The 12,932-nt window shown below is 49.4% G+C and carries 12 protein-coding genes, 2 tRNA genes and 2 other RNA genes; 9 read left to right on the forward strand and 7 right to left on the reverse strand.

Annotated features, from left to right (window positions below; translation table 11 throughout):
- Positions 1-16 precede the first annotated feature (16 nt).
- From galU to rssA, 3 genes are all read right to left on the reverse strand, one after another.
- Positions 17-925: a UTP--glucose-1-phosphate uridylyltransferase GalU gene (gene galU, locus ACF2G4_RS06100; protein WP_215846670.1), complete on the reverse strand. Its 909-nt coding sequence runs from the start codon at positions 923-925 to the stop codon at positions 17-19.
- A gap of 192 nt (positions 926-1,117) precedes the next feature.
- Positions 1,118-2,134, reverse strand: coding sequence for a two-component system response regulator RssB (gene rssB, locus ACF2G4_RS06105; RefSeq protein WP_215846669.1), 1,017 nt, complete (start codon positions 2,132-2,134; stop codon positions 1,118-1,120).
- A 99-nt stretch (positions 2,135-2,233) separates the two neighbouring features.
- Entirely contained in the window at positions 2,234-3,139 is a 906-nt protein-coding gene (rssA, locus tag ACF2G4_RS06110) for a patatin-like phospholipase RssA (RefSeq protein ID WP_243077814.1), read from the reverse strand.
- Between the two features lie 97 nt (positions 3,140-3,236).
- On the opposite strand from rssA, the gene ACF2G4_RS06115 reads away from it, so the two are divergent.
- From ACF2G4_RS06115 to xthA, 7 genes are all read left to right on the forward strand, one after another.
- On the forward strand, positions 3,237-3,692 hold the full coding sequence (locus ACF2G4_RS06115) for a YchJ family protein (protein WP_243077813.1): 456 nt from the start codon (positions 3,237-3,239) through the stop codon (positions 3,690-3,692).
- A gap of 56 nt (positions 3,693-3,748) precedes the next feature.
- On the forward strand, positions 3,749-4,597 hold the full coding sequence (gene purU / locus ACF2G4_RS06120) for a formyltetrahydrofolate deformylase (protein WP_243077812.1): 849 nt from the start codon (positions 3,749-3,751) through the stop codon (positions 4,595-4,597).
- A gap of 143 nt (positions 4,598-4,740) precedes the next feature.
- A tRNA-Tyr gene (locus ACF2G4_RS06125) sits at positions 4,741-4,825 on the forward strand.
- Between the two features lie 42 nt (positions 4,826-4,867).
- Positions 4,868-4,952 (forward strand) — tRNA-Tyr (locus ACF2G4_RS06130).
- 37 nt (positions 4,953-4,989) lie between these two features.
- Positions 4,990-5,117, forward strand: a non-coding RNA gene (locus ACF2G4_RS06135) — RtT sRNA.
- 37 nt (positions 5,118-5,154) lie between these two features.
- Positions 5,155-5,282: non-coding RNA, RtT sRNA (locus ACF2G4_RS06140), on the forward strand.
- A 218-nt stretch (positions 5,283-5,500) separates the two neighbouring features.
- Entirely contained in the window at positions 5,501-6,307 is an 807-nt protein-coding gene (xthA, locus tag ACF2G4_RS06145) for an exodeoxyribonuclease III (protein WP_215846668.1), read from the forward strand.
- A gap of 27 nt (positions 6,308-6,334) precedes the next feature.
- Here the strand turns inward: xthA and ACF2G4_RS06150 are convergent, their stop codons facing one another.
- The 4 genes from ACF2G4_RS06150 to ACF2G4_RS06165 form a co-directional block, all read right to left on the reverse strand.
- Positions 6,335-6,649: a DUF1496 domain-containing protein gene (locus ACF2G4_RS06150; RefSeq protein WP_409075701.1), complete on the reverse strand. Its 315-nt coding sequence runs from the start codon at positions 6,647-6,649 to the stop codon at positions 6,335-6,337.
- Positions 6,646-8,568: a DNA topoisomerase III gene (locus ACF2G4_RS06155; RefSeq protein WP_243077811.1), complete on the reverse strand. Its 1,923-nt coding sequence runs from the start codon at positions 8,566-8,568 to the stop codon at positions 6,646-6,648. Before ACF2G4_RS06155 ends, ACF2G4_RS06150 begins: the two co-directional genes overlap by 4 nt.
- Positions 8,569-8,589: 21 nt before the next feature.
- Positions 8,590-8,925 carry an AIR synthase-related protein gene (locus tag ACF2G4_RS06160; protein WP_409075953.1) on the reverse strand — a complete coding sequence of 112 codons (336 nt, stop codon included), beginning with the start codon at positions 8,923-8,925 and terminating at the stop codon, positions 8,590-8,592.
- A 319-nt stretch (positions 8,926-9,244) separates the two neighbouring features.
- Positions 9,245-9,796: an NAD(P)H nitroreductase gene (locus tag ACF2G4_RS06165; RefSeq protein WP_215846665.1), complete on the reverse strand. Its 552-nt coding sequence runs from the start codon at positions 9,794-9,796 to the stop codon at positions 9,245-9,247.
- 174 nt (positions 9,797-9,970) lie between these two features.
- On the opposite strand from ACF2G4_RS06165, the gene sppA reads away from it, so the two are divergent.
- Positions 9,971-11,833, forward strand: a complete 1,863-nt coding sequence (gene sppA / locus ACF2G4_RS06170) for a signal peptide peptidase SppA (RefSeq protein WP_215846664.1) — start codon at positions 9,971-9,973, stop codon at positions 11,831-11,833.
- 85 nt (positions 11,834-11,918) lie between these two features.
- Entirely contained in the window at positions 11,919-12,932 is a 1,014-nt protein-coding gene (gene ansA / locus ACF2G4_RS06175; protein ID WP_215846663.1) for an asparaginase, read from the forward strand.

Consider the following 12,932-nt stretch of genomic DNA (forward strand, 5'->3'; position numbering starts at 1 on the left):
ATCCCGTGTTTATAAATTACTTTTTGTTGCCGATCTCGTTATTGAGCCATTCAGAGAAATCTTTGCCCAATACTGAGTGACGAACACCATACTCAACGAAAGCTTGCATGTAGCCCAGTTTGTTACCGCAGTCATGGCTAACACCTTTCAGGTGGTAAGCTTCAACGGTTTCTTTTTCCATCAACATAGCAATGGAGTCAGTCAGCTGAACTTCACCACCCGCACCTGGAGGCGTTTTAGCCAGCAGTGGCCAGATATCAGCAGACAGAACATAACGTCCTACTACAGCCAGATTTGAAGGTGCTTCAGCCGCTTTTGGTTTTTCAACAACGCCAACCATCGGAGCACTTTCACCTGGGTTCAGTTCTGCGCCCTGGCAATCTACCACACCGTAAGCGGTTACATCGGCAACAGGCTCAACCATGATTTGGCTGCGGCCAGACTCTTCATAACGGCTCAGCATTTCTGCCAGGTTATCTTTGGTCGGATTTGATTCATATTCATCGATGATCACGTCCGGCAGAATAACCGCAACAGGCTCATCACCGATCAGTGGATGCGCACACATAACCGCATGGCCAAGGCCTTTAGCGATACCTTGTCGAACTTGCATGATGGTGACATGTGGAGGACAGATAGACTGAATTTCATCCAGCAACTGACGCTTAACACGTTTTTCCAACATGGATTCCAATTCAAAGCTGGTATCGAAGTGGTTCTCAATGGCGTTTTTAGAAGAGTGCGTTACCAGCACAATTTCATTAATTCCAGCCGCGATACACTCGTTAACGACATACTGGATTAACGGCTTATCGACCAGCGGTAACATCTCTTTCGGAATCGCTTTAGTGGCAGGCAACATGCGTGTACCCAAACCAGCTACCGGGATTACCGCTTTTTTTACTTTGGACTTATAGGCAGACATTAAGATACCTCTCTTATAGGCCGTTCAAGTTAATACTTGATATGTCGGTTTAAATTCGGAAATGAGTATATCAGTTACTATCGAACGGATTTATCCTGGAAGAAGTGAATCCGCAGAAATTAAGACTATTACCCAAGTGTAAAGCCATCTCCTGGACCTGTCTCCAGCGCCAGGAGAATTTTGTTTTTCTGTCTATTCTTCAGCAGATAACATCAGACGAATGCGGCCACCAGCGCCCCATACGTGGCATTGCCAGGTGTCTGCACGCTGACTGATCTGGTTGAGGTGGGTACTTCCCATAGTGCCAAGGGGAACCCCATTACTGAGTTGAATTTGATGGGCATGAACATGCAAAGTGGCATTTAAACCTGCTGAAACCAATATCAAATTTTTCAAACCGCGGTGATAATAACCCACTAAGAGCGGAAACTGACCGCTCAGGTTTGCTTGCCGCAAGAGTAGATTTACCTGCCGGAGCAAACCGTTGAGTTCAGGAAGCAGCTGTTTTTGTCCCGACAACTGTTCTTGCAGCAAGCCATTGAACAGCGCCCGTAAGAGCAGCGCAGCCAGAACGCCATTGTCGCCTGCTCGGGTAACATCCAAACAATAGAAAGCCAGATCTTTGTCAGATAGCGCGGCAATATCCAGCACCAAGCCCGGCTGCTCAGCCATGGTTAACTGACGATAATTGACGCGGCAATTGGCGATATTTTGCTGTACCGGCGGCTGAAGTTGCTTAAGCAATTTTGCGGCGGCTTTGGGATCACGAACTAAGGCGTCCCAGTCCTGAAACAGCTGTTCATCCTCTTCGACTTTAGAGGTAAACATCGAAGGGTAAAGGCATTCGTATACCGCTTCACGAAAGCGTTCAAAGTTTTTCAGCGGTTTGAGCAGCACATCCTGTACACCTAATCTCAAGACATGGGCAATGTCAGCCATGTTTTCTGTGGCTGAGATAACCAACACCGGTACACTATTACCCCGTGTCCGAATATGCTCCACAAACTGAATGCCGTTCATACGCGGCATCTCAAGATCACAAATTATAAGGTCAACAGTGTGCTGTTGTAGCTGCGCTATCGCGTCTACACCGTCTTCCGCTTGTAACGTCACAGCACCCATCGATAACAAAAATTGGTCCAGCAACGAACGGAAAACGGCCTCATCTTCGACAATGAGTATCTTTTTGCCGATTAGTGGTTTTTCCATTCTCTCCCCCTGCGTACCAGATAATTCAATAGTGGTTCATAAAACGCAGTTGCGCCTTTCAGAATTGACCGAAGTGACATCTGTGAATGAACAACCTGATTATCTACTGCGGACCAGCGGTAAAAGTTCATCCATTTTTTTCTCAACAGCGGCCTTACCTGCCTCAATAGCTTCTTCGGCTCGATGAAAGTCCAGTGTGGAAATTTGCGGACAAAACGGCTGAATAAGAACATCGGGAGGATCACCTGCCATGCGATTGCGTTTAAGGCGATTTTCCAAAACCTGAATTGATGTTGTCATAATTTCCATCGCTCCAGGCGTTTGTGATGCGCGACGCTGGGTAAAATTCACCAGACGCTGACGCAGCTTACTTCTCCAGTCTAACGCAGCCGCAGCAGCTTCTTCCTCACTGTTTTGCGGTGTAACCGATAACAAGTCTTGCTGCATTAAGTGTGCATCATGTTGAAGATCAACAGCAATAACGATATCAGCACCCATTGCTCGCGTCAGCGAGACAGGAACAGGATTGACTACCGCGCCATCGACTAACCAATAACCATTGTAGCCGACAGGTGGTAATAAGCCTGGCATACTACAGGAAGCACGCACAGCCTGATGAAGATCACCTTCAGTGAGCCACAATTCCCGCCCTGTGCTGAGATTGGTCGCCACGACACCAAAAGGCTTGTTACAGGCTTCAATAGAATCATGTGGGATCAACTGTCGGATGTGATTAAATACCCGCTCACCGCGCAGTAATCCGCCGCGTTGCCAAGAGACATCCATCAGACGAATGACATCCCAATAGCTAAAGGCGCTGACCCACTTTTCCATCACGGCTAATCGGTTATTCACGTAAGCCGAACCGACTAAAGCCCCGACAGAGCATCCAGCAACAACGTCAATTTCAATGCCGGCGCGTTCAAGGGCCTTGATTACACCTATATGTGCCCATCCTTTGGCTGCGCCTGAACCCAGTGCCAATCCAACTTTTACTTTTCTCATCTGTTCTCTGGTCCTGCTTCAATACATAGCTTCGCAGCTTGGGGTCGGCTACCATAGCGCTTATTATTTTTTCTTCTTCACACTCTCAGGAGCTTACGTGTCTGAAAAGTGCCCCTGCTGCAGCGGAAAGCAGTATAGCCTATGTTGTGAGCCCTTTCTGAAAGGCAATCAAACCCCGGCAACTGCTGAACAACTCATGCGTTCACGTTACAGCGCTTATGCTAAGCAAGATGCTGCTTACCTTGTCTCGACCTGGCATCCAGCCAAACGTGAATCCACTCTTGCAGGGCTTTTATCTGAAAGTTTTCCCGGCACCGAATGGTTAAGTCTGAATGTAACTCGTTGTATTATCGGAAGCCATGATAATGAAGCTTTCGTTACCTTTTTTGCGCGATACCGCGAAAAAAACAGCATTCACGCTCTCTATGAATGTTCACGCTTTCTTCGCGAGGATCAACGCTGGTACTATGTTGATGGAACAGCGCCGGAGTTAGGGCGCAACGATCGCTGCCCGTGTGGCTCCGATAAAAAATACAAGAAGTGTTGCGGCTGAGTGAGCCACCAGCACAACAGTTTTACCCTTAATGCTTTGACAGGACTCTTATTGAGATGCAAGCGCAAACCATGCAAAGAAAAGTTCTACGTACCATTTGTCCCGATGCAAAAGGTCTGATCGCCAAAATCACTAATATTTGTTACAAGCACGAACTCAATATCGTGCAAAACAATGAGTTTGTTGATCATCGCACCGGGCGCTTCTTTATGCGCACTGAGCTGGAAGGGATTTTTAACGACAACACACTGCTAGCCGATTTAGATAGTGCCCTGCCCCAAGGTTCAGTCCGCGAATTACACAGCGCTGGACGTCGTCGCGTTGTAATTTTGGTGACTAAAGAAGCGCATTGTCTTGGCGATCTGCTGATGAAAAGTGCTTTTGGCGGTCTGGATATGGAAATTGCGGCTGTTATTGGTAATCACGATACTTTACGTTCTTTAGTTGAACGCTTCGATATTCCTTTTGCGCTGGTAAGCCATGAAGGATTGACGCGTGAAGAGCATGATAACCGCATGGTAGAAGAGATTGATCGGTATCAGCCCGATTACGTGGTATTAGCGAAATACATGCGCGTATTAACGCCCGCTTTTGTTCAGCGTTACCCCAATCAAATTATCAATATTCACCATTCGTTTTTGCCTGCCTTTATCGGGGCGCGCCCTTATCATCAAGCCTATGAACGCGGCGTTAAAATCATCGGTGCAACCGCGCACTATGTGAATGATAATCTTGATGAAGGCCCAATCATCATGCAGGACGTGATTAATGTGGATCACAGCTATACCGCGGATGAGATGATGCGAGCCGGTCGCGACGTAGAAAAAAATGTATTAAGCAATGCATTATATAAAGTTCTTGGCCAACGCGTTTTCGTTTACGGCAACCGCACGATTATTCTTTAAACGCTTTAGCGCTGAATTGCTTGGGAATTCAGCGCTACGCGTAAAAAGTGGGCAAACGATTCATCATTTCAACATGGGCGCTTTACACCCATTGCCCATTTGGTATGATGCGCCCCGCCTTCAGGCACAAAGATTCAGGCCATGGTGGGATTCCCGAGCGGCCAAAGGGAGCAGACTGTAAATCTGCCGTCACAGACTTCGAAGGTTCGAATCCTTCTCCCACCACCATCTGAATCGTTTCTTCGCCTGAGCTCATAAGATTATATCCCTGGTGGGATTCCCGAGCGGCCAAAGGGAGCAGACTGTAAATCTGCCGTCACAGACTTCGAAGGTTCGAATCCTTCTCCCACCACCATCTCAGATACTCCGATTCCACCTCAAATGAAAAATTCAACCTGCTCTACAAGAGAAGGATGAGAAGCTTCGACCGAAGGTTCGAGCCGAGCGTAGCGAGACAACGCGCTTCAGCGCGGCCCGCAGGGAAGGCGCAGCGCGCCGCATAATCCTTCTCCCACCACCATCTCAGACACTCCGATTCCACCTCAAATGAAAAATTCAACCTGCTCTATATGAGAAGGATGAGAAGCTTCGACCGAAGGTTCGAGCCGAGCGTAGCGAGACAACGCGCTTCAGCGCGGCCCGCAGGGAAGGCGCAGCGCGCCGCATAATCCTTCTCCCACCACCCTCTCAGATACTCCGATTCCACCTCAAATGAAAAATTCAACCTGCTCTATATGAGAAGGATGAGAAGTTTCGACCGAAGGTTTACGCCGAGCGTCAAGTTCACTGTGTTAATCAGCAAGAGACAAAACTGCAACAGATAATCTCGCCCGCTCAACCATGACATTCTCCCTGAAAATCGCTACCATCCAGCGCATCATTTGCTGAACAATGGTCGACACCATGAAATTTGTTTCATTTAACATCAACGGATTGCGCGCGCGCCCACATCAACTGGAAGCGTTGGTGGAAAAACATCAGCCCGATGTCATCGGTCTACAGGAAACGAAAGTCCATGATGATATGTTTCCGCTCGAGGATGTGGCAAAACTGGGCTATAACGTCTTTTATCACGGCCAGAAAGGCCATTATGGCGTGGCATTGTTAACGAAGGTTCAGCCTGTCTCTGTACGCCGTGGCTTTCCTGGCGATGACGAAGAGGCACAGCGCCGTCTGATCATGGCTGAGATTCCTAGCCCAATGGGCGATATTACCGTTATAAATGGCTACTTCCCGCAAGGCGAAAGCCGCGACCACCCGACTAAATTTCCTGCTAAAGAGAAATTTTACCGTGACCTGCAAAGTTATCTGACAGAAAACCACACCGCAGATAAACCGGTATTAATCATGGGTGACATGAACATCAGCAGCACAGATTTAGACATTGGTATTGGTGAAGAGAGCCGTAAACGCTGGCTGCGCACCGGAAAATGTTCATTCCTGCCTGAAGAGCGTGAATGGATGGACCGATTGCTGCAGTGGGGTTTAGTGGATACCTGGCGCGATAAAAATCCTGAAACGGCAGATTGTTTCTCATGGTTTGATTATCGTTCCAAAGGATTTGATGACAACCGCGGTTTGCGCATCGACTTAATTCTGGCTAGTCAGCCATTATCATCACGTTGTACTGATACGGGTATCGATTATCAATTGCGCAGTATGGAAAAACCCTCCGATCACGCGCCGATTTGGTCTACTTTTCAGTTTTAATCACAGCGTGGCCAAGGCCACGCTTTTTTATTTGATGATTTTCCATATCAGAGTGTTTGTGCCAATGGATTGCTCATCCCGCGCGCACTGTAACAGCACGCCTTCAGATTTCACCACGGCACCTTCGGTATAATTACGATTATCAAAAATACAGCACTTCAAACAATTAGGCTGACGGTTTTGCCCTTGCGTCCAGGCTTCTGGCGGCAAGTCCACCACCACATTTGTATTGCCGCCTTGACTGGCCTGACCTTGGTTGTACTGTTCATGCCGATTATTTGCCTGCGCCGTGGCGCATATCAACATCATAATCAAACACGCTAAAGCAGAATTACGTCTCATCCTGTCTCCTTGGTTTTACGTTTAGCCTTAGCCTTGGCTGCAGGCCTTTTCTTGCCGGTGGAAGGTAAACCACGAAAGGCATGTCCCGAAGGCTGCTGTCTAGCCTGCTGAATCAAACCCGTTAGCGTGTGCACCAGCGGATGCATGAACTCATCATAGCGACAGGCTTTTTCACTGATACGTGTCAGGGTTGATTCCCACTGCGCAGTCATATCGGGTCTTGCCGCCAAATCGGGAAGAGAATGAATCAGCGCGCGACCCGTCTCAGTCGCATTGATTGAACGCCCCTTCTTCACTAAAAACGCCCGGCGAAATAACAGCTCGATAATGCCTGCACGCGTAGCCTCGGTCCCTAAACCATCGGTTGCTCGCAGCACTTTCTTTAATTCTTTATCCTGCACGAAGCGCGCGATACCAGTCATGGCTGATAAAAGCGTGGCATCAGTAAACGGTCGTGGCGGCTGAGTCTGTTTTGCTAACACTTCACCCTGCTCGCAAAGCAGTTCATCATCTTTAGCTACCACTGGCAGCGGCGTGCCATCGTTCTCTTCATCTCGCTCTTTACCGCCCAGCAAAGCACGCCAACCCGCTTCCGCCAGAAAACGCGCTTTGGCAACGAACTTGCCACCAGCAATATCCAGTTCAATAGTGCATTTACGAAAAAGCGCATCAGGACAAAACTGCATTAAATATTGACGCGCGACTAATCCGTAAACGTTTTGTTCATTTTCGGTTAGCTTGACGGCGCTGGAACGTGCAGTCGGAATAATTGCATGATGCGCATCCACTTTTTTATCATCCCAACAGCGATTCTTGCGATCTGCGCTAAAGTCGCCGGGCGGCGTAAGATTCGGTTGATGCGCCTGAATAGCCTTTAATACCGCATGACGGCCGGCAAAATGCTCATCGGGCAAATAACGGCTATCGGAACGTGGATACGTAATGAGTTTGTGCGTTTCGTACAGGCGTTGACACGTATCAAGAACCGTTTGAGCGCTTAATCCAAAACGTCTTGCCGCTTCAATTTGCAGGCTGGAAAGTGAAAATGGCAAAGGTGCCGTTTCACTTTCACGTTTATCACTGTAAGCCGTCACCCGCGCCGGTTTTCCCGCAATACGCGCAACGACGTGTTCAGCCAACGTGCGGTTGAGCAATCGGCCCTCTTCGTCTTGCCAGGGTTCACAAGCGTCGCTTGGCACCCAATTGGCCGTGAAACGCATCTCTTCAGGCGTGACAATATGCGCTTTTACTTCGAAGTAATCTTTTGGGATAAAGTTTTCTATCTCTTCATCACGGCGTACGACTAAACCCAGAACCGGCGTTTGAACACGACCTACCGAAAGCACGCCGTCGTATCCGGCGTTTCTGCCTAACAATGTCCAGGCCCGGGTCATGTTGATGCCATAAAGCCAGTCTGCGCGCGCGCGCGCTAATGCAGAAACACACAGCGGAATAAATTCGCGATTTTCGCGTAACCGATTGACCGCACGATCCACCGCTGATGGATTAAGATCGTTGATCAAACAACGCTGCACTTTGCTGCGTTTTTCGGCAGGCAACTGCAAGTAATCAAGCACTTCATCCACTAACAATTGACCTTCGCGATCCGGGTCGCCAGCATGGACAACTTCATCGGCTTGCTTCAGTAACCCTTCGACAACTTTGAGCTGTTTCGCAACGGAAGGACGTGGTTGCAAACGCCATTTTTCAGGAATAATAGGTAAGTCCGCCAGTGACCAACGAGCGTAACGGCTATCGTAGTGATCGGGTTGCGCCTGTTCTAATAGATGCCCAACGCACCAGGTTACAATTTGATCGTTACCACAGGCAATATAGCCGTCGCCACGGCGATGGGGTTTTGGCAGAACGTCGGCAATCGCCCGACCAAGACTGGGTTTTTCCGCAATAAACAAACGCATTTACTCAGGCAATCCTTAACTTCAGGGAACAACGGTTATAACGGGCACTTGCGCGTCAGCAGGCAGCAAGTTACACATCGTGCTGACATGAACAGGGGGTGATTTTGCACAATGGCGGTGTGCTTCAATTGCCAGCGGATGAAACGCCACCCGCAATCCGCCAAATGTTTGAGCATCGCAGCGCAACGCGTCCGTTGCCGCTGGTAACGTTACGTTCGGCACGGCACCTGCAGCAATAAAGACATCGACGCCCGCTAGCGTCGGAATCTGTTCAAACTGAACTTCCGCGCGCAATGACGAGCCCTGGCACACTTCGCTAAGATGGCCAAACAGACCAAAACCGGTCACATCGGTCATCCCATCCTCGCCCGCAATTTCTGCGAAAGCTGAGGATTGCGGAAAAACATTAATGCGCTTTTTGTCTAACACGCGCGGCGATTTATCACAGCCGCAGCCCGCTCCATGGCTGTATTGTGTCAGGCGAATACATTCTGACATGTAGGGATCCTTGTGCTGAGATTCGTACAGTTAACAACGCTGAAAATGATGGCGCTATGTTAGCCTGGCGAGACCTTAAGCGTAAGCGTGGTCTGACAGGTTCTCGATCATTCGCACAGGATCCATTCAAAGATGCAGGGCCAAGCGGCACCCTGCTTTAAAGTGTGTTGGATGCCTATCAGAAATAACTGACAAAGGGCGTCGTGTCAGGATGGACAACAGTGGTGCTGGATTTCAGTTGTGGCGTACCTAAATAAAGGAAACCCACAATGGCGTCCTGTTCACGGCAACCAAAAGCGTCACGTACAGTCTCGTCGTCGGTCCAGGGACCACTGCGCCAGATGCCATTAAATCCCTGTGCTGCGGCCGCCATCTGCATCGCCATCACGGCACAGCTGGCTGAAGCGATCTGCTCCCAGCGCGGCACCTTGTGATGCTCTTGGCAATGTGCCACCACCGTAATAATCATCGGGGCACGGAAAGGAGACTGCGTGGCTTTATCGATAGCTTTATCATCCAACTGCTTTTCACGAGCCGCTTTTTCCAGCAGTTTGCTCAGGCGATCACGCCCTTCTTGTTCGACAATAATGAAGCGCCACGGTTGCAGAGTACCGTGATCCGGCGCGCGCATACCTGCCCGGAGAATATTCTCTAACGCCTCTCCGGCAGGGGCCGGTTCAGATAAACGCGAAGCCGAACGTCGATTTACCAGTAATTCAAGCGCATCCATGTTTTTCTCCTGTTGTATGTCATGCTGTTTTAATCCTGGCACAGCCAGATTTTTTGTAACAGTCCGCAGTGATTTCCTGCTGACTTTTAGCACGCCGCTCATTAGGATGAGGTCGTCAAAGGAGGCCTGGTCCGCGCGGCGGCCACTTCCGGCTACACGAATATGGAGAGTCTGATGCGCACATTGTGGCGAATAATTGCTGGTCTGTTCCGCTGGACATGGCGGGTATTGAATTTTATCAGGGAATTTATTCTTAATTTATTCCTGATTTTTTTGATTGTGGTAGGTGTGGGGATTTGGTTACAGGTCAGTGGTTCTGGCAATAGTTCAGCTCCCGTGCAGCAAGGTGCTCTGAAAGTTGACCTAAATGGTGTGCTGGTCGATAAACCTTCGGTGAGCAATCGTTTGAGCAAGATTGGTCGTCAGTTGCTGGGTGCCAGCAGCGATCGTCTACAAGAGAACTCACTGTTTGATGTCGTGGACGCAATTCGCCAGGCCAAAGATGATAAAAACATTAAAGGTATGGTACTTGATCTGCGTGATTTTGCGGGTGGCGATCAACCTTCGCTGCAGTATGTTGGCAAAGCACTGCGCGAGTTCCGTGACAGCGGCAAGCCTATCTACGCATTAGGCGACAGCTACAGTCAGGCGCAATATTACCTCGCCAGCTACGCCAATAAGATTTACCTGTCGCCACAAGGTACCGTTGATCTTCACGGTTTCGCCACCAACGGTTTGTATTACAAATCGCTGCTGGAGAAACTCAAAGTCACTTCACACGTGTTCCGAGTGGGCACCTATAAATCTGCTGTAGAACCTTTCCTGCGCGATGACATGTCGCCAGCAGCACGTGATGCGGACAGTCGCTGGGTGGGACAATTGTGGCAAAACTACCTGAACACGGTTGCCGCAAATCGTCAGATTACGCCTGAGCAACTGTTCCCGGGTGCGACGGCGATAATTGCCGGGTTGCAAGCTGTAAACGGTGATACCGCCAAGTATGCACTGGATAACAAACTGGTCGACATCCTGGACTCGCGTGCTGCTGCCGATCAGGAGTTGGTGAAAGCCTTTGGTCTGAATAAGCAGAACAATGACTATCACAATGTCAGTATTTACGATTACAGCGTGAAACCTACAAACGCACAGCAAGATGGCAACATTGCGGTGGTCATGGCCAGCGGCGCAATCATGGATGGTGAAGAGTCGCCGGGCAATGTGGGTGGTGATACGACGGCAGCACAGATTCGTGATGCTCGCCTCGACCCGAAAATTAAAGCCATCATTCTGCGGGTAAACAGTCCCGGTGGAAGCGTCACAGCGTCGGAAGCGATTCGTGAAGAGTTGGCGGCGGCGCATGCAGCCGGTAAACCGGTGGTGGTTTCCATGGGCGGTATGGCAGCTTCTGGTGGTTACTGGATTTCAACGCCAGCAGATTACATCGTAGCTAACCCGAGCACGCTTACGGGTTCCATTGGTATTTTTGGGGTGATCAATACGCTGGAAAACAGTTTGGATACGCTTGGTGTGCATACTGATGGTGTGGCGACTTCGCCGCTTGCCGATATCGCGCTGACCAAAGCGCTGCCGCAAGAAGTACAGCAAATGATGCAGCTAACCATCGAGAATGGGTATCACAACTTTGTCGGCTTAGTGGCGAAATCGCGCCATAAAACGCCAGAGCAGATTGATGCCATTGCGCAAGGCCACGTTTGGACGGGTAGCGATGCAAAAGCCAATGGTCTGGTGGATGCGTTGGGTGATTTTGATGATGCTGTGAAAAAAGCCGGCGAACTGGCGAAAGTTGCTAATCCGCAGCTCAGCTGGTACCAGGACGATCCAACTTTCATTGATATGATGTTGAGTCAGGTAAATGCATCGGTACAAGCCGTGCTGCCTGATACGCTGAAAGCTTGGTTACCCGCGCCAATGTTAGATGTGATGAGCGCAGTAAAAAATCAGCCGGGTATGTTTGATCACCTTAACGATCCACAAAATCGTTACGCCTTCTGTTTAAACTGTGGCGTAGTGCGATAAACCTCGCAGCCCGGCCACTGGCTGGGCTGCTTTTCCCCGCTATAGCCCTTATACTGCGCGTTTTAAGGCAAGTCTGAGTTTGATAATGCAAAAGAAAAACATCTATGTAGCCTATACGGGCGGTACCATTGGTATGCAACGTTCTGCCCAAGGTTACATTCCGGTTTCAGGACATCTGCAGCAGCAGCTCGCCAATATGCCTGAGTTTCACCGTCCTGAAATGCCTGATTTCACCATTCATGAATATCAGCCATTAATTGACTCTTCAGATATGACGCCGCAAGACTGGCAATCGATTGCTGAAGATATTCGTCAAAACTATGATCATTATGATGGTTTTGTGATTCTACATGGTACCGATACCATGGCTTTCACTGCCTCAGCACTCTCTTTTATGCTGGAAAATTTAGCCAAGCCAGTTATCGTTACGGGTTCGCAAATTCCTTTGGCAGAACTGCGCTCAGATGGCCAACAAAATTTGTTGAACTCACTGTATGTCGCGGCAAATTATCCTATCAACGAAGTCGCGTTGTTTTTCAACAACACGCTCTACCGTGGCAACCGTACAACGAAAGCGCATGCTGACGGATTCAATGCTTTCGCTTCCCCTAACCTTTCAGCCCTTCTGGAGGCGGGCATTCATATTCGTAAATTGAATACGCCTCCCGCACCTCAGAGCGTCGGCGAACTGATTGTTCATACCATTACGCCGCAGCCCATTGGCGTGGTGACTATTTACCCTGGCATTTCCGCTGACGTGGTGAAAAACTTCCTGCGCCAGCCAGTTAAAGCCCTTATCCTGCGATCGTATGGCGTGGGTAACGCACCGCAAAATGCTGAATTTTTAGCCGAGCTGCAGCAGGCTAGCGATCGCGGCATTGTTGTGGTGAATTTAACCCAGTGCATCTCAGGCAAGGTCAACATGGGCGGTTACGCTACAGGTAACGCGCTTGAGCATGCAGGGGTGATCAGTGGGTTCGACTTAACCGTAGAAGCAGCATTAACCAAGCTGCATTTTTTACTTAGCCAAAATCTGTCAAGCGAGCAAATTCGTGCCAAAATGCAGCAAAATTTGCGTGGCGAACTGACCGAAGATTGA

It is taken from the genome of Pantoea phytostimulans, from assembly GCF_046118715.1.
GTDB lineage: Bacteria > Pseudomonadota > Gammaproteobacteria > Enterobacterales > Enterobacteriaceae > Pantoea > Pantoea phytostimulans.